Source organism: Thermoflexus sp. (genome assembly GCF_040289485.1).
In the GTDB taxonomy this organism is placed as follows: domain Bacteria; phylum Chloroflexota; class Anaerolineae; order Thermoflexales; family Thermoflexaceae; genus Thermoflexus.
Genome location: NZ_PSLG01000022.1, coordinates 14,870 through 30,634 on the forward strand (window position 1 = coordinate 14,870; position 15,765 = coordinate 30,634).

The following is a 15,765-nucleotide window of genomic DNA, read 5'->3' on the forward strand; positions in this document are numbered from 1 at the left end:
GCGATCCTCCGGCCCCGATGATAGCATGCAGGCAAAAGCACAGGATGGGCCGAAAGTCCCGTGAGATCTCTTCCCTTCCGGAAGGGGCGTCGTGGGCTGGGGACGGGCGGGGATGGTAGCGATGTTGCTGGGGGCGGCGCCGCTGGCGGCATGGCTGGGCCTTGGCTGGCGCAGCGCCCCGAAAATCTATCGCTGGCCGGAGGAGGTCCCTCCCCGGCCGGTGGCTCTGATCCTCGGGGCCGGTCTGCGGGCGGATGGCTCCCCCACCGCTGTCCTGGCCGACCGGGTCCGGGCCGGCGCCGCCCTGTATCACCTCGGGAAGGTCCAGGCGCTGCTCCTCAGCGGTGACGGCCGATCCTCCCCCTATTACGACGAGACAGAGGCCATGCGCCGCCTCGCCCTGCGCCTGGGGGTCCCCCTTCAGGCGCTCCAGATCGATCCGGGGGGACTGCGGACGCTGGACTCGTGCCGGCGGGCGCGAGAAATCTTCGGAGCGACCGCCGTCGTCGTGATCACCCAGCGCTTCCACCTGCCCCGGGCCCTCTGGCTGTGTGAGGCCGCCGGGCTGGAGGCCGTCGGCCTGGCGGCGGACCGCTCGCCGTACGGCCCCCGCCGCCTCTGGTGGACCGCGCGGGAGATCCCCGCCTCCCTCACCGCCCTGGCGGAGGGGCTCCTCCTGCGCCTCGGTCGTAGGGATAGCCGCTGAGGCGCATCCGTTTGTCCCAGCGGTGGACGGCCTCGATGAAGCGGACCGTCCCGGATCGGGAGCGCATCACCCGCGAGAAGGTGCGGGCCCCCTCACCCGTGTAGCGGACCCCTTTGAGGATCTCGCCGTCGGTGATGCCAGTGGCGGCGAAGAAGATGTTGTCCCCTCGGAGAATCCACGGACCCATTTCCCACTGCTCGGGGAAAATGCCAATGCCCTGGGATTTAGGGGATCCGAAGGGGCCAGCGGGCGGCGACGGCGATGACCAGGATCAGCCAGGCCATGAGGAACAGCGGACCATCCCACCCCTCCGGACGGGCCACCTGGATCCTGGCGAGGGTCACGGAGCCCTGCCGCACCTCCAGTTGGAAGGAACGACAGCCGCCACCCCCCGGCAGACGGATCTCCCAGGGCCCGGGCGGGAGGTCCTTCTCCTCCAGCGGTCTCCCATCCCCGATCACCCAGATCCGCCCTCCGAAGGAGCTTTCCCCCGACAGCCGCAAACTCCCCTCGCAGAAGGTGCCGCTCACCCGCGCGCCCGCCGACCCCCAGCGCCGTCCTGTCCCGGCCGGTTCCCAGGGCCCTTCCCACCGCAGCGCCCAGTCATCCGCGGTATGGATCCCCGGATCCAGACGGGGGGGTTGGTTCAAATAGGCTTTGAGGGCGGTGTAGGCCGGGAGCGGGGTGAAATCCGGCTGCACCAGGCTGAAATAGTAAAACGACTGATCCCGTTCCCGATCGGAGGCCCGTTTGAAGAACCAGACGCTGGCCACCGCCACCCAGGGCCACTCCCGCCGGATCCGCTCAAAAGCCTCGACCAGGTAACGGGCTTTCTGCTCCTCAGTGACCTGGCCGAACCGCTTGTCGCCCACCCAGTCGGGCACGGCGTTCCAGCCCATCTCAGCGATGTAGATGGGCTTATGGGCGTCGCCGTGGCGGACCATCACATCCCGGATGTAGAGGGCCCGGTTGATGTTGATGACGTAGGGCCGCAGGCGGCGGTCTGTGGGCCCGGACCACAGCCCGTAGCCCTGGACGGAGAGGGCGTCGAAGCAGGGGCCGGCCCCGGCCCGATACATCCGCTCCAGGAACACGACGTCGTTGATCCCGTTGGGGGGATAAGGGTTCAACGAGAGGGTCGGGGCCAGGGCGCCGGCGATCACTACGATCCGGGGGTCCACCGCCTTGAGCCGGCGGTAGGCCCGGCAGAGGAGGTCGGTGTAGGCCTCGGGGCTCACGGCGCAGGTCGGGCACGATCCCCACTCGGGGGCGATGTTCGGCTCGTTCCAGATTTGATAGTGGAAGATCCGTCCGCGGTAGCGGCGGGCCACCGCCTCCGCGAAATCAGCGAAGTCCTCCGGGTTGTCGGGTGGGGCGAAGGCGCCCCGCGCCTCGCCGTCGTGGCGGGACCAGGCGGGCGGGCTGGTTAGGCGAACGATCAGGCGCAGCCCGTAGCGCTCGGCCAGGGCGACGATGTGATCGTATTTCTCCCAAGCCGAGCGGTGGGGCCAGTGCCGCCGGTCCTCGAAATCTCCCTTGCCGTGGATCTCGATGTCGGCCCACGGGAACTCCTGGCGGATCCAGCGGAAGCCCGCCTCGGCGATCATGCGCACGGTCCGCTCGCGCTTCTCCGGCTCGGCCTCCTGCTCGAGGAACGTGTTGACGCCGAAGGGGGGATCGTCGGTGTGGGCCACCGGGACGTGGGGCGCGAGAAGAGGAGCCGGGCGGAGGGGATTGGTGAGATACTGGACCAGCCCCCGCCAGCGGGCCAGGGAATTCTCCTCCCCGGTGACCGCATAAGCCCCCGCCGTCCCGATCCGGATGGCGGCGGAGAGCGCTCCCAGCCCGGTCAGCAGGGCCACCAAGAGGGCCGGGAGGCGGCGGGACGCCTGGCTCATTGCGCCGGGGCGGCGGGCCCGGGGGCGCGGGATTTGACGACCTTCCGTTTCACAGGCGGGCGCACCTCTTGGTTCAGATACGCCTCGATCTCCTCCCGGGCCTCCTGGAAGCGGAGGATCAGTTGCTCATCGGTGCCCCTGAAGGTGGCCACCGCCCGCTGGGAGCAGGTGGCGCAGCCCAGGGAGGCCCGATAACTGTCCATATCGCAGGTCATGCAGCCCGCCAGCCGGATCACCGTCAACGCCAGGGCCAGCGTGTCCGGGTGGTCCTCCGGGAGGGTCGCCACCCGGCGGACCAGGGCTTTCCAGGCCTTGCCGCGGACTTCCGCCAGCAAGGGGATGCACCGCGGCGGGAACAGAATCTCGCTCTCCGGATACATTCCAGGGCCTCCTCCCAGCGGCCTGCTTTCCGCACCCACTGCGACGGGCGACGTCCGCGTCCCCTCGGGTTTTTATTGTATGCCCGGGGTCAACCCCCTCGCAAATATCGCCGGGTGAAAGCGAAACCCCCAAGTTTGCGAAGAACCGGGGGCCGCTGCGGCCGTTGAAAGCAACATGGGATCGACGGGAGCCGAGGATGGGATGACGGAAAGTCGCTTCGCTGCCTCATGTTGAGAACGGACGGCCCTGCGTTCCGATCCCCCGATCCAGCCGCGCCCCAGGCCCGAGGAGCCCCGCCACCTTTTCCGCCAGGCACCGTGCGGTTTGGGTCTTTCCCTCGGGAAGCCAGTACCGGAGGGCCGAGATGGGGTCTTCCTCTTCCTCATCCTCGCGGGAATCGAGCGGGCGGAAGCGGTCACGCCTTCCGCGCCCGGAAGAATGCCCGCCCGACCTCTCCGGGCCAGCCCAAATCCGTCTGCGCGTCATATACCTGGAGATCCGTGAAGCCCGCCGCCTCCAGGGCGGAGGCCACCTCGGGCTCCGTGTAACACCGCTGTTCCAGGGTCACATCGGAACGGCGCCAAACCCCTTCCTCCAGCCGAAAGAGGGTGAGGGCGAATCGCCCCACCCGCTGGCGCTCATCGAAGGCGGCGCGGATCACAAAGGCATGATCCTCCTCGACGATCCCGAAGGCACCCCGCCAGCGTGCCTGGTAGCCCGCCTCCATGTTCAAGTCGAAGAGGAAAAACCCGCCCTCCTGCAGGCAGGCTGCCACGTTCTGGAACACCCGGGCGAGATCTTCTAGGGTCATGACATGGTTCAGGCTGTCGTAGGTAGACACGACGGCATGGTAGATGGGGGGCATGTGAAATCGTCGGGCGTCCGCCACGAGGAAAGGGACGTCAGGGGCGTTGCGCCGAGCGAAGCGGATCATCGCTTCGGATTCATCCAGACCGGTCACCCGGTAGCCCCGTTCAGACAGGGCCCGGGCCAGTTGCCCCGTGCCACAGCACAAATCCAGGATCCGGGCGTGGGACGGCAGATGGGGCAGGAGGAGCCGCTCGAGGATGGGAAGGAAGCGCTCCGTCGCCCGCTGTCCCCAATAGCGGTTGTAGATCCAGGCCATCGGATCATATGCGCGAGCCATGCGGTCCTCCCGAGGCCAGCATCCCCCTGGCATCGGGGGGCCAAACATGGCTTTATCTTACCACGAATCTGATCGGCGCCGCCGGATGGCCTCCGGCGCGGGCCTCCATTATAATTCCCGACGGGCGGTCCCCACGCCGTCGAAGGGAGCCGACCCGGAGGTCCCCCAACCGATGGCCCGGCTGGTCCTGATGGGCTCCCCGGCCTTCGCGCTGCCGACCTTCGAGGCCCTGGCCGAGGAACACGAGATCGCGGCCGTCTTCACGCAGCCGGACAAGCCGGCCGGCCGCGGCCTGCGGCCGACACCCTCCCCGGTCAAGCGCTGGGCCGAGGCCCGCGGCTACCTGATCTTCCAGCCCCGCTCGCTGCGACGGGATCCGCAGGCGGTGGCCGCGCTGCAGGCGTTGCGCCCCAACGTCATCGTGGTGGTGGCCTACGGCCTCATCCTCCCCCACGAGGTCCTGGAGACGCCACCCTACGGTTGCCTCAACCTCCACGCGTCCCTGCTTCCCCGCTATCGGGGGCCCGCCCCGATCCAGGCCGCCCTGCTGAACGGGGACGCCGAGACCGGCGTGACGGTGATCCAGATGACGGAGGAGGTGGACGCGGGGCCGATCCTGGCCATGGAGCGCGAGCCGATCTACCCGGACGACACGGCGGAGACGCTGGGGGAGCGCCTGGCCCGACGGGGGGCGCGGCTGATGCGGGAGACGCTGCGGCGCTGGCTGGCCGGGGAGATCGTGCCCCAGCCCCAGGATCCCTCCCAGGCCACCTACTGCCCCCGCATCACCAAAGCCGACGGGGAGATCGACTGGCGGCGCCCCGCTGTGGAGATCGACCGGCGGATCCGGGCGTTCACCCCCTGGCCCGGCGGCTTCACGTTCTGGAACGGGCGCCTGCTGAAGATCGGCCGCGCCCGCCCCCGGCTCGACCTCCAGGCACCCCCCGGTCGGGTCATCGCCGTCGACGCCGGCGCCGCCGTCGGCACCGGCCACGGCGTCCTGGAGCTCCTGGAGGTGCAACTGGAGGGGAAGCGGATGCTCCCCATCCGCGCCTTCCTCAACGGCCACCCGGATTTCCTCGGGGCCACGCTGGGCCGGGAACATCCCGCGGGAGCGCATGCCCCATGAGCGTCCCCCACCCTGTGGAGACCGTCCTGGCCTTCGGGAGCACGGGTCTCTTGCTTTACCTGGCCCAGCGCTCCCTACACCGGAACCTCCAGGGGGCCCTCTTGCGCCTCGCCGGCCACCCCGATCGCGCCCTGGTCCTCTACTGGGCCCTGTTGTTCCCGGGCATCCTGCTCCACGAACTCAGCCATTGGGGGATGGCGCTGCTGCTGGGGATCCGCCGGTATCGGTTCGCCCTCTGGCCCCGGCGCATCGGGGGGCAGATCCGGCTGGGAGCAGTGCTGCTGGAGGAGGTCGATCCCTTCCGCATGAGCCTGGTGGGGGCGGCGCCGATGGTCGCCGGGCTGGCGCTGATCGCCCTCCTCGACGGGGGGCCTCCGGGCCCCGAGGCCTCCGGCCTGGGGCTCCCGCTCCAGGCGGGCTCGGCCCTGCTGGCCCTCACCCGGGAGGCCGGGGGATGGGTGCGGATTTACCTGCTCTTCGCGGTGGGGAACACCATGTGGCCCAGCCCCTCAGACCGCGCGGCATGGCCCGTGGTGGGGGGGATCGGCCTGATCCTGGCGGGCCTGACCTTCGCCGGCCTGCCGGAGGCCCTCCCGGCCGCGGGGTCCCTCCTGACCCAGGGCACGGCACAGCTGACCCCGCTGCTGGCCCTGGTGCTGGCCCTGGACCTCCCGCTCCTGGTCGGGCTGGTGGCCCTCCGCGCGGCGTTCGAGAGGCCAGGCCGCCGCCCTTCGCCCTGAGGGGTGGACGATCGTCAGGGCCGGTCACGGGCGGACGAAGAGGGCCACGGCCTCGATGTGGTAGGTCTGAGGGAACATGTCGAAAGGCTGGACGGCGACCAGTTGATAGCCGGCATCCAGCAAGCGACGGGCGTCCCGGGCCAGGGTGGCTGGATCGCAGGAGACGTAGATCCAGCGGCGGGGGGACCGGGCCAGCAACGCTTCCAGGGCCTCTCGAGAGCATCCGGCCCGCGGCGGATCGACCACCACCACGTCGAACGGTTCCTTCAAAGAGGGGACCACTGCCTCGACGGTCCCTGAGCGGATCTCCACGTGGGGGAAGGCAGCCAGGTTGTGCCGCGCGTCCACAGCGGCGGCCGGATGGGCCTCGACGCCCACCACCCGGCGGGCACGGGGGGCCAGATGCGCGGTGAAGAGCCCGACCCCGCAGTAGGCGTCCAGCACGGCCTCCGTTCCGTGCAGGTCGGCCCATTCCACCACCTGGCGGACCAGGGCCTCGGCCACGACGGTGTGGGTCTGGAAGAAACTAGAGGCAGAGATGCGGAAGCGGACCCCACCCACCTCCTCGGTGAGGTAATCCAGCCCGATCAGCGGGATGGCCTTCTCCTCACGGGTGAGGAGCACCAGGGAGACCCGCAGATCGGTCTCCAACGCCGGGGGCTCGTCCCCTTCCGTCTCGAAGATCACCATCCGGTCCCCGGTGCGGACCCCACACCGGAGGGTGAGGCGCCGCAGAGGCAACCCCTCGATGTCCAAGGCCTCGTAGAGCTCCTGGAGCATCGGGTGGGCGATCCAGCAGCGCGCGATGGGGACCACCTGGTGGGAGCGCATGGCCTGGAAGCCCAGCCGGCCGTCAGGGGCCGCGGAGAACTGCAAGTGATTGCGGTAGCCATAGGGGTCCGGGCTGGGGACCGCCGGCCGGACCGGTGGGTTCTCAATCCGTCCGATGCGGCGCAGCTGATCCCGCACGATCTCCGTCTTATAGCGCAGTTGGGCCTCGTAGGCGATGTGCTGGAGATGGCAGCCGCCACAAGCCCCGAAGTGCGGGCAGGGGGGCGAGACCCGCTCGGGGGAGGGAGTGAGGATCTGACGGATCCGGCCCCGGGCATAGGAGCCGTGGTCCTCGGTCACCTCAATCTCCACGGCCTCGCCCGGGATGCCGAAGGGAACGAAATACACCTTCCCCTCATAGCGGCCGAGGGCTTCGCCCCCGTGGGCCATCCCGCTCAGTTCCAGCCGGATCCGCGCCGACATCGATCCCTCACGCGTCCCGCTCCAGATCGAAGAAGGGCTCCCGGCTGGCCTCGATGGCCAGTTCGATGAACACGGCGGAGGTCCAGCCGAAAATGGGCGCCGCCTGGGGCGGGCGCTCCCCTGTCTCCGGATGATAATACTCGTAAAGATCCGGATGGCGCATGGCCAGCTGGAGGGTTCGCCGCCGCAGCTTCCGGGCCAGTTCCGGATACCCCGAGCGGAAGAGCCCCTCAATGAACAGCCGGTTGATGTTCAGCCAGGTCGGCCCCCGCCACATCTGCTCCGGGTTGTAATGGGGATCGTCCAGGGCGACGGAGGGGATCGGGTAGGCTGGCCAGAAGGCGCGGGGGTCGGTGAGGTGGGCCACCAGGCGCTCCGCTATCGCCCGGGGGAGCCGGCCGGTGAGCAGGGGGTAGAGGCTGAAGGGCGTCTTGATGCGGACGGGGCGCTCCCGACGCAGAGGCCAGAAGAGCCCCGCCTCCGGGTCCCACATCGCCGCGATCATCCGCCGGGTGAGGGCCTCCGCCTCGGCTCGCCAGCGGACAGCGTCTTCCTTCTCACCGATCACCTCGGCGATGCGGGCCAGGTGCTCCATCTGCAGCACCAGGTAGGTGTTGAGGTCGGGGGATTCCACCGGCATCCCCTCGTCCCACACCGGCGAGTCGTCCCACCCGGAGGAGAAGGGGTGGTTATACTGACACAGCCCGTCCCGGTCGTCATCGTTCTTCTCGAACCACCAGCGGTTCCAGCGCACCAGCGGCTCGTAGATCTCGTCCAGGAAGTCGCGGTCGCCGCCCATCTCGTAGATCTTCCAGGCAGCCCACGCGGTGATGGGGGGCTTGGTCACGTCGGCATCCACCGGCAGGGAGAGGTGGGTCACCCGCCCCTCGTCGTGGACGGCGTCGGGGACCATGCCGTCCTCCCGCTGGTGGTCCAGCACCAGCCGGATCTGGTCCTCGGCCAGCCGGAGGTCGATGTAGCGATAGGCCAGGGCGTGGAAGCAGGCATCCCACTGCCACACCCCCACGTAATGGATCTTGCTGGGGGTCATCCCCTCGCGGGTCATGTAGAAGCGGGGGGAGATCAGGCCCGCCCGCATCACCCACCAGGCGTAGTAATACTGGGGCGCCAGGGCCTCGTGGACGGGGGGCGCGGCGGCGAACCAATCGTGCCAGCGGGCCTCCGCCTCCTGGAAGACGGGAAGGGCGGGGCGAAGGGCCCGGTTGAACCCCAGCCGGGGCGTGATGTTCAGCAGGACGGCGGCGTCGGGCGTCGGCTCCACCTGGAAGGTCACCCGGAAAAGGCCAGGGCCCGCCGACTCGATCTGGTTGCGCCGCAGCCGGGCGTTGGTGGTGTAGGCCAAGTTGCGCACCCCACGCAGGATCCCGCCCCGGCGGTCGGCCTGGGCGGTCTCTGCCTGGGCGACGAACTGCAGTCCGATGGGCTGGGGCGGCAGCGCCAGGTAGAGGGCCTCCGGGTCGTTGAAGGTCAGCCCGACGGAACCCAGGGGGGTGTGCACGAAGACGGCGTGGGGGTAGGTGGTGAAGGTCGCCGGCAACGGCTCCCCGTCCGGCCCGAGGAAGACCAGGCGCTCCACGATGGGATGGCGCCGGCGGTAGTCCCCGAACTTCTCCTGCTGTTTCTCCCAACGCTCGGCCAGTTTGATGTAGAGGGCGGGCACCCCTGGCCTCAGGTCCTCGGCGAAGAGCATCATGCGCGAGGACCGTTCGCTGAAGGGGACGTGGTAGAGGTCCACCCGGTTCTTCAGCAGGCGGCAGAACGGACTCCTCGGCTCTTCAAAGGGTACCGGAATCGCCATCCCGGGAACCTCTCCTCCGCGCTCCGGCTTCGCCGGGGACTGCCGGTCCCCGGGTTCCCTTCTCTTGGATTATAGCGGGCGGCCCCCCGCGGGCCATTTTTCGCCGCCCCGCGTCAGACCTCCAGCCGGGTGGCCCGACGGACGACCAGAAGGCCGGCGAGGACCAGGAAGAGGATCAGGGCCAGCAGCGCGTAGCCGAGCAGGCCGCTGGTGAAGAAGCGCATCATATAGCGGCGGTTGAGGGGGAAGAGGATCAGCCAGAGGACCAGCGGGAGGACGGCCATGATCTGGGCACTCAGGCGCTGGGAGGCGGTCAGGGCGCGGATCTCGTCCCGCAAATAGACCCGCTCGCGGATCCGGGCGGCCACCCGCTCCAGGGACTCGGGGAGGTTCCCACCGACCTGTTGGTGGATCTGGATGGCGGTGATGGCCATCGAGAGGTCCTCGCTGGGGACGCGGGCCCGCAGATGCTCCAGGGCCTGGGCGAGGGGGATCCCGAGGTGGAACTCCAGGACCACCCGCCGCAGCTCCAGGCCGATGGGCGGAGGGAGCTGGTCCGCGGCCTGTTGCAGGGCGGCGGGCAGGCTCGCGCCCGCCCGCATGGCCCCCGCGATCTGCAGCAGGGCGTCGGCCAGTTGGGCCTCCAGCCGCCGCTGCCGGCCGGCCCGACGATGGTGAAGCCACAGGACGGGGAGGGCGCCGCCGGCGAGGGCGCCGGCGACGGCCAAACCCGGCAGCCGGTAGATCCTCCACCCGCCCCACGCCCCGAGCCCCGCCAGCAAGAGCGTCAAGCCGACGAACTCGATGGGGCGCCAGGGGAGGTCTGCCGCGAGCAGGCGGCGGCGGAGGCCCCGTTCCCACCGCTGCCCGAGGGCCCAGAGCCGGGCCCGGACCTGCAGCCACCGATCGAGGCCCTCCCGATAGAACGGCGGCACACCCGCCGAGGCCTCCCCCGGCTCCGGCCCGAGGAAGAAAACGAGGATCCCCGCCAGCACCAGCCCAAGCCCCAGAAGCGCCAGCGCCCCGCTCATCGCAGCAGCTCCACCCGAGCCCCCACCGGCGGGCACACCGAGGGATCGAAACGCAGGTTCAACTGCCCTCCCTTCAGCTCGAGCGCCCGGCCATAGATCGCCCCGCGGTCGGACCAGGCGATGGGTGCCGACAGCGCAACGGGGCCGCCCTCCGCGAAAATCAGGCCCTCCCATTGCCACTGGGAGGGGGTGGTGATCGTGATGGCTCCCCCGGCCACGAGGAGCGGCGCGCCATGCGGGGGATCCCTCAGGGCCGGAACCAATTCATAGGCGTTGTCCGGGTCGTCCAGACGCAGCACGCCCGTCGTGGCCAGCGTGAGCGTGGCCCGGATCGTGGCCCGGCCCTGGCTCCGGATCACCCGGGCGTCCCCACCCACGTAAACCAGCCCGTCCCGCAGGCGGACCCGTTGCCCCCCCTGGACCGTGAGACAACGCCCGTTGAGGGGATCGACGGTGCCTGCGGGATGGGCGTCCAGCACGACGGGCTGGTGGGGGTCCTCCGGGATCAGGCAGTAGCGATCCCCAGCGTAGGCGTTCCACAACGGCCCTCCGGGGGCGAAGTCGCCTGGCGCGTAGAGGGCAGGGAGGGGCTGGAAGGGGGCCGGCACCTGCCCGCCGGCGCAAATGATCCCCAGCGCGATGTCGGCGTGGGCGCCGTATTCGCAGGGTCCCTCGATCCTCCCCGCCCAACGCAGTGTGAGGTCGGTCCCAGCGTGAACACCTCCTCCGACAGAGAGGAGGGCGAACTTGGCCTGCAGGGCGCCCTCGGCGAAAAGGGCGAAGGCGCAGGCGGGAGCCTGGCGGTAAACCGCGGCGGCCAGGGCGCGGACCTCCATGGGATCGAAGCCGAAGACGCCGGCGAAGAAGGCGTCAAAGCGGTTGATCACCGTCACCCGCACCCCGCGGGCGTTCCCAGGGATCCCCCCACCCACCGGGCCGAGGGGGTTCCCCTGCTCGTCCACATAGACGGCCTCGAAGCGGTTGGGCTGGCCCTCCACGTTGAAGGCCCCATGGGCGTCGATGGCCTGCTGGAGGGCGGCGATCAGATCGGCCTCACTGCCCCCAGCGCGCCGGATCTCCCACAGCCGGCGCGCCCCCGCCAGGGCCGCCGCGTCGGCGGCGTTCTGGGCCCGCCGCCGCTGGACGAGGGCGTTCCCCCCCGTCGATGGCCAGGGCGAGCAACGCCAGAAGCCCGGCGAAGGCCAGCCCCAGCAGCACCAGCGCCTGCCCTCGGTCCCTCCGCACCGGCGTCTCCTGTTCGGCACTTCCCCTCAGTATTGTAATCGAAAAAGCTACCGCCGAGGGGGAACGGAAAATCCTCTGATCCAGAAACCGCCGGGGGCAGCGTTGGGATCCATAAAGAGATCAGAGGAGCCCGCCCAACCATGGCCGGATCTCAGGGGGCACGGCGTCGTCCACCGGCTCCCCCCGCTGGCGACGGGCGCGGACCTCCGAGGAGGAGATGCCGGCGAGGGCTTCGGGGAGGGCGAGCCAGTGGATACGGGGCCGGTAGCGGGCGCGGGCGGGATCCTCGAGGAAGGCCTCCATGGCCTGGCGATCCCAGGGGGGCCGCGGGGCGACGGCCGCCTCGGCGAGGGTGAAGAAGCACTCCAGGGCTGCCTCCAGGGGAAGATCGGGATAGTAGCGGGGATCGAAGAGGCGGACCAGGGTGTCCCCGCCCATCAGGAAGAAGAGCGCATCCACTTCTCCCAGGGCCTCGCGGAAGGCGATGGCCTTCTCGAAGAAGCGGGGGCGGTTGCACAGGGCCACGCTGTATCCGGCCCGCCCGCAGGCGATGGCCTGCAGCATCTCCAAGCGCTCAGAAAGCCCGAACCCGATCAGGGGCTTCTCCACGTGGGTCAGGGCCAGCAAGAGCACCACTTCTTCCAATTCGAGGGCGGCCCGGGCGGCCTCGGCCAGGGCCAGATGGGCCCGGGTAGGGGGGTTGAAGGCGGCCGACAGCACGCCGATGCGCCGAGCCCCGGGATGGGCCCGAAGGACCCAGCGCAGGCGCGGCGGGTCGCGGGGATCCAGCCCCTCCAGCCAGCGGGCGGCGTCCGCGCCCACGGGAATCTCCCTTTAGCTATCGAGGGCCCGACGGACGAGGGGCAGGCGGGGGATCAGGTCCCCGGCCACCACGCCGGCCGCCCCGATCTCGCGGCGGGCCAGTTCTCCGGCGAGGCCGTGCAGGTAAGTCCCCAAGGCGGCCGCCTCGAAGGGAGGCAGCCCCTGCGCCCGCAGGGCGGCGAGGATCCCGGCCAGCACATCCCCGGTGCCGGCCGTGGCCAAGGCCGGGTTGGCGAAGGGCATCACCAGCGCCCGGCCGTCCGGCGCGGCGACCACGGTGAAGGCGCCCTTGAGCACCACCACGTGTCCCCATTCCTGGGCGAAGCGCCGGGCTGTCCCCAGGCGGTCCTCCTCGATCGCCGCTTTGGGAAGGCCGGTCAGCCGGGCCATCTCCCCCGGGTGCGGGGTGAGGATGGCCGGTCCGGGCAGCCGGGCCGCCCAATCCCGCGCCTGGGCCAGGGCGTTCAGCCCATCGGCGTCCACCACCAGCGGCGGCCAGCGGTTGGCGGGAGCGGGGGGACGGGCCGGCGTTTCCTCTACCTGGAACCCGATCCGGCCCCGCTTGGCGGCTGGCTCCATGCCGAACATGTGATGCACGAAAGCCACGGCCTCCTTCTCCTGGGTCAGCCCAGGCCCCAGGACAAGGGCGGCGTAGCCCTCCAGGGCCCGTCCCAGGACCTCGACGGCGTCCGGGACCAGGACCCCCAGTTCGTCCGGCAGTAGCAAGTAGGTGATCTCGGCCGTGCGGGCGGCGAGGACCGGATAGATGCTCCGGGGGACAGCGAGGGTCACCCAGCCCGCCCCGGCCCGCGCGGCCGCCTGGGCGGCCAGGACAGGCGCGCCGGGGTAGTGGACGGATCCGGCGACCACAGCGACCTTCCCAAAGGTGTTCTTGTGGGCATCGGCCGGGCGGGGCGGGCGCCAGGCCTGCGCCATCGCTGCGTCCATCACCTCGAAGGCGGCCTCGGGGACCCATTTCGGCTCGATCCCGATATCGGCGACGACCAGTTCCCCAACCGCGTGGGCCGCCGGGAACCGGAAGTGGCCGACCTTGGGATAGGCAAAAGTGACCGTGAGGTCGGCGTGGAACGCGTGGGGGTCCAGGCCGCCGGTGTCGTAGTGCATCCCGGTCGGCCCGTCCACCGCCACCAGCCACGGCTCCGGTGGGGTCCGGTCGATGAGGCCGGCTGGGATAAGGGGGGGTCCGGGCGCGAAGAACGAGGCCGGCCACGGCCGGCGCTCGCTCACCTCTGCCCGGACGGCCTGGAGGATCCGGAGCAGATCGCCCTCCAGCGGGCGCGCCGTCCCGGTCCCCAGGAGGGCATCCACAACGACCGCGGTGCTGCGGAGCCAGAGCCGCAGCACCCGGCCGGTGCGATCGTCGGGGGCCTGGGCGATGAAACAACCCGCCGCGCGGGCCGCCTGGAGGACCGGGTCGGTCTCCTCGCGGGGCTTCAGCAGGTAGCATCCCACCTCGGCCCCGGCCTCTTGCAGGAAGCGGGCCGCCGTTAGTCCGTCGCCCCCGTTGTTCCCCGGGCCGACCAGGATCAGAATGCGGCGGCCGCGGACGGGCATCCGTCGCATGATCTCCTGGGCCACCGCCCGGCCGGCCCGCTCCATCATCCGGGCATAGGTATGGCCGGCCGCGTCGGCGGCCGCCTCCGCCTGGCGCATCTGCGCCACCGTCAGGACCTGCATCCGATCGCCTCCGAAGGATCTGCCTTCATCCACTCTTCGTGCCCCTCCTCCCCGGCGAAGGGTTCCCGCCGGCCGCAACGGCGGAAGCCCCACGGTTCTCCGCGATCTCATAAAATTGTATTTGGCCGCTGTCCCTCCGTGAAAGGCCCATGGGATGGCGCTGGGGGTTCGGGAAAGCCATGCGGACGCCGGAACTGGGGCTGATCGTCCGGGAGCCCTACGCCACCGATATCGTCTCCGGAGAGAAGACGTGGGAGATCCGGCGCTACCCCACCCACGTGCGAGGGCGCATCGGCATCATCAGCCCGCGGGGCTGGATCGGGACCGTGGTCCTGGCCGATGTGCGGGGGCCGGTCTCCGTCGAGGTCCTGCGCCGGTATCGGACGCGCCACCGGGCGGATCCTGCCTTCCTCGAGGCCTACGCCCGGGGCCGGCCCCTCTACGTCTGGATCCTCACGGACCCCCAGGCTTTCCCCGAACCCATCCCCGTCCGGCGCCCCCGGGGGCCTATCGTCTGGATCCGCCTGGAGGAGGCCCTCGGCGCCAGAACCGCCGACCCGAACGGAACATAAGGGACGTTATAGACGTTATACTTAGAGAGAACGAACAACCCTGCGGAGCGGGCTGATGGCGGTTGTTTTCCTCGTGGGGGTGGGTCTGGCGATCGGGATGGCGGCCTCCGCGGCTGTCCGGTGCGTCCCCCCGGATGGGGACCTGGCGTTCTGCCCTCGTCCCACGGCCGGCCGGTCGATCCCCCGGGCCCGGCCGACGGCCCGGAGCGAGGGACTGGTCCCTTTCTCCTATGCCTTCGTGAAGACCCCTGCCCCGGTCTATCGATCCCCAGAGGAGGCCCTGAGGGGCGGTCCTCCGGTTCGGGTGTTCCCGCCCGGCTACGTCTGGGTGAGCGTGCACGGGCGGGCGGAGGCAGGGGGACGGGTGTTCTACCAGATCAACCCGGGCGAATACATGGAGGCGGGCTTCCTAGCCTTCGGGGCCCCCTCGGCCTTCCAAGGGCTGGCCTTTGAGACGCCTCCCACCCAGCCCTTCGGCTGGATCGTCCAGGCGGTGCGCCCGGCCCGGGCACCCGGGGAAGCCCCGGACCCCCAAGCGCCGATCCTGGGGCGTTACACGCCGATCGTGGTGGCAGAGACGCGGAAGGTCGGGGGGACCAAATGGTATCGCATCGGTCCGGACCAGTGGGTGGCCGCGCGGTTTGTGGGCCTGGTGTTCCCCACCCGGCCCCCGCAGGGCATCCCGCCGGGGGCGAAGTGGATCGAGGTCAACCTCTACGAGCAGACACTGGCCGCCTACGAAGGGGACCGGCTGGTGTATGCCACGCTGATCTCCTCGGGCCGCTCTCGAACCCCCACGGTGATCGGCCTCTTCCCCATCCAGATCAAGGCCCGCACGGCGCGGATGGCTGGGAACATCTTCGGCTATTACTATCTGGAGGATGTCCCGTGGACCATGTTCTTCCACGAAGGCTATGCCCTCCACGGGGCCTACTGGCACGACCGCTTCGGGTTCCCGCAGAGCCGGGGGTGCGTGAACCTGGCGCCGCGGGACGCCCGCTGGCTGTTCGCGTGGGCGGAGCCCGCCGGGGACGGCCCCTTCGTGCGGGCGACGCCGGAGCAACCCGGCACCTGGGTGTGGGTGCATCCGTGAGGGGCGCCGCCGGCCCGTTCCTTCCCTGCGCCGTCCCGTTCCGGTAAACTGTGGGTGAGAATCCCCACTTTGGAAGGCGGGGCAGGCGATGGTGTCCTTGGAACTGGTCTACCTCTTCGCCGGAGGCGCCCTGGTGGTGGGCCTGCTGCTCGGGGCGGCGCTGGGCCTCGCCCTCGGCGGGCGGGGCGGGGCGGTGACGGCGCTCGTCCTCGCCCTGGTCTTCAACTTCG

The 15,765-nt window shown here is 70.4% G+C and carries 15 protein-coding genes; 5 read left to right on the top strand and 10 right to left on the bottom strand.

What is annotated here, in order from left to right; all coding sequences use genetic code 11:
• Positions 1 to 112 precede the first annotated feature (112 nt).
• On the top strand, positions 113 to 706 hold the full coding sequence (locus tag C4313_RS05615) for a SanA/YdcF family protein (RefSeq protein ID WP_352428889.1): 594 nt from the start codon (positions 113 to 115) through the stop codon (positions 704 to 706).
• Here C4313_RS05615 and C4313_RS05620 read toward each other — a convergent pair.
• The 4 genes from C4313_RS05620 to C4313_RS05635 all read right to left on the bottom strand — a co-directional run bounded on the left by C4313_RS05620 (position 651) and on the right by C4313_RS05635 (position 4,132).
• Positions 651 to 893 (bottom strand): fructose-bisphosphatase class II, encoded by a 243-nt coding sequence (locus C4313_RS05620; protein WP_503012451.1) that lies wholly within the window; start codon positions 891 to 893, stop codon positions 651 to 653. The two genes, C4313_RS05615 and C4313_RS05620, sit on opposite strands and share 56 nt — an antisense overlap.
• A 37-nt stretch (positions 894 to 930) precedes the next feature.
• Entirely contained in the window at positions 931 to 2,604 is a 1,674-nt protein-coding gene (locus tag C4313_RS05625) for a cellulase family glycosylhydrolase (protein WP_352428890.1), read from the bottom strand.
• Positions 2,601 to 2,984 carry a hypothetical protein gene (locus C4313_RS05630; RefSeq protein WP_352428891.1) on the bottom strand — a complete coding sequence of 128 codons (384 nt, stop codon included), beginning with the start codon at positions 2,982 to 2,984 and terminating at the stop codon, positions 2,601 to 2,603. The genes C4313_RS05625 and C4313_RS05630 overlap by 4 nt, the downstream gene beginning before the upstream one ends.
• Before the next feature lie 416 nt (positions 2,985 to 3,400).
• Entirely contained in the window at positions 3,401 to 4,132 is a 732-nt protein-coding gene (locus C4313_RS05635; RefSeq protein WP_352428892.1) for a class I SAM-dependent methyltransferase, read from the bottom strand.
• Between the two features lie 172 nt (positions 4,133 to 4,304).
• On the opposite strand from C4313_RS05635, the gene fmt reads away from it, so the two are divergent.
• Both fmt and C4313_RS05645 read left to right on the top strand, forming a co-directional pair.
• On the top strand, positions 4,305 to 5,261 hold the full coding sequence (fmt, locus tag C4313_RS05640) for a methionyl-tRNA formyltransferase (RefSeq protein ID WP_352428893.1): 957 nt from the start codon (positions 4,305 to 4,307) through the stop codon (positions 5,259 to 5,261).
• A complete protein-coding gene (locus C4313_RS05645) occupies positions 5,258 to 6,001 on the top strand; it encodes a hypothetical protein (RefSeq protein WP_352428894.1) in 744 nt (247 codons plus the stop codon). Before fmt ends, C4313_RS05645 begins: the two co-directional genes overlap by 4 nt.
• A gap of 24 nt (positions 6,002 to 6,025) precedes the next feature.
• Here the strand turns inward: C4313_RS05645 and C4313_RS05650 are convergent, their stop codons facing one another.
• The 6 genes from C4313_RS05650 to C4313_RS05675 form a co-directional block, all read right to left on the bottom strand.
• Positions 6,026 to 7,255, bottom strand: coding sequence for a class I SAM-dependent RNA methyltransferase (locus tag C4313_RS05650; RefSeq protein WP_352428895.1), 1,230 nt, complete (start codon positions 7,253 to 7,255; stop codon positions 6,026 to 6,028).
• Between the two features lie 7 nt (positions 7,256 to 7,262).
• Positions 7,263 to 9,074 carry an amylo-alpha-1,6-glucosidase gene (locus C4313_RS05655; RefSeq protein WP_352428896.1) on the bottom strand — a complete coding sequence of 604 codons (1,812 nt, stop codon included), beginning with the start codon at positions 9,072 to 9,074 and terminating at the stop codon, positions 7,263 to 7,265.
• 113 nt (positions 9,075 to 9,187) lie between these two features.
• The gene (locus C4313_RS05660; protein ID WP_352428897.1) at positions 9,188 to 10,105 is read right to left on the bottom strand and encodes a type II secretion system F family protein; all 918 of its coding nucleotides are present in this window, start codon (positions 10,103 to 10,105) and stop codon (positions 9,188 to 9,190) included.
• Positions 10,102 to 11,370, bottom strand: coding sequence for a pilus assembly protein TadG-related protein (locus tag C4313_RS05665; protein ID WP_352428898.1), 1,269 nt, complete (start codon positions 11,368 to 11,370; stop codon positions 10,102 to 10,104). Before C4313_RS05665 ends, C4313_RS05660 begins: the two co-directional genes overlap by 4 nt.
• A 100-nt stretch (positions 11,371 to 11,470) precedes the next feature.
• On the bottom strand, positions 11,471 to 12,172 hold the full coding sequence (locus tag C4313_RS05670) for a nucleotidyl transferase family protein (protein WP_352428899.1): 702 nt from the start codon (positions 12,170 to 12,172) through the stop codon (positions 11,471 to 11,473).
• A gap of 12 nt (positions 12,173 to 12,184) precedes the next feature.
• Positions 12,185 to 13,870 (bottom strand): NAD(P)H-hydrate dehydratase, encoded by a 1,686-nt coding sequence (locus C4313_RS05675; RefSeq protein ID WP_352428900.1) that lies wholly within the window; start codon positions 13,868 to 13,870, stop codon positions 12,185 to 12,187.
• A gap of 149 nt (positions 13,871 to 14,019) precedes the next feature.
• On the opposite strand from C4313_RS05675, the gene C4313_RS05680 reads away from it, so the two are divergent.
• A complete protein-coding gene (locus tag C4313_RS05680; protein ID WP_352428901.1) occupies positions 14,020 to 14,442 on the top strand; it encodes an ASCH domain-containing protein in 423 nt (140 codons plus the stop codon).
• Between the two features lie 55 nt (positions 14,443 to 14,497).
• Positions 14,498 to 15,535, top strand: a complete 1,038-nt coding sequence (locus C4313_RS05685) for a L,D-transpeptidase (protein WP_352428902.1) — start codon at positions 14,498 to 14,500, stop codon at positions 15,533 to 15,535.
• Positions 15,536 to 15,765 lie beyond the last annotated feature (230 nt).

Excerpts from the sequence above, each read along its gene's own strand:
- C4313_RS05615 (WP_352428889.1), top strand. The coding sequence starts at position 113 with ATGGTAGCGATGTTGCTGGGGGCGGCGCCGCTGGCGGCATGGCTGGGC.
- C4313_RS05620 (WP_503012451.1), bottom strand. The coding sequence starts at position 893 with ATGGGTCCGTGGATTCTCCGAGGGGACAACATCTTCTTCGCCGCCACT.
- C4313_RS05625 (WP_352428890.1), bottom strand. The coding sequence starts at position 2,604 with ATGAGCCAGGCGTCCCGCCGCCTCCCGGCCCTCTTGGTGGCCCTGCTG.
- C4313_RS05630 (WP_352428891.1), bottom strand. The coding sequence starts at position 2,984 with ATGTATCCGGAGAGCGAGATTCTGTTCCCGCCGCGGTGCATCCCCTTG.
- C4313_RS05635 (WP_352428892.1), bottom strand. The coding sequence starts at position 4,132 with ATGGCTCGCGCATATGATCCGATGGCCTGGATCTACAACCGCTATTGG.
- fmt (WP_352428893.1), top strand. The coding sequence starts at position 4,305 with ATGGCCCGGCTGGTCCTGATGGGCTCCCCGGCCTTCGCGCTGCCGACC.
- C4313_RS05645 (WP_352428894.1), top strand. The coding sequence starts at position 5,258 with ATGAGCGTCCCCCACCCTGTGGAGACCGTCCTGGCCTTCGGGAGCACG.
- C4313_RS05650 (WP_352428895.1), bottom strand. The coding sequence starts at position 7,255 with ATGTCGGCGCGGATCCGGCTGGAACTGAGCGGGATGGCCCACGGGGGC.
- C4313_RS05655 (WP_352428896.1), bottom strand. The coding sequence starts at position 9,074 with ATGGCGATTCCGGTACCCTTTGAAGAGCCGAGGAGTCCGTTCTGCCGC.
- C4313_RS05660 (WP_352428897.1), bottom strand. The coding sequence starts at position 10,105 with ATGAGCGGGGCGCTGGCGCTTCTGGGGCTTGGGCTGGTGCTGGCGGGG.
- C4313_RS05675 (WP_352428900.1), bottom strand. The coding sequence starts at position 13,870 with ATGCAGGTCCTGACGGTGGCGCAGATGCGCCAGGCGGAGGCGGCCGCC.
- C4313_RS05680 (WP_352428901.1), top strand. The coding sequence starts at position 14,020 with ATGGGATGGCGCTGGGGGTTCGGGAAAGCCATGCGGACGCCGGAACTG.
- C4313_RS05685 (WP_352428902.1), top strand. The coding sequence starts at position 14,498 with ATGGCGGTTGTTTTCCTCGTGGGGGTGGGTCTGGCGATCGGGATGGCG.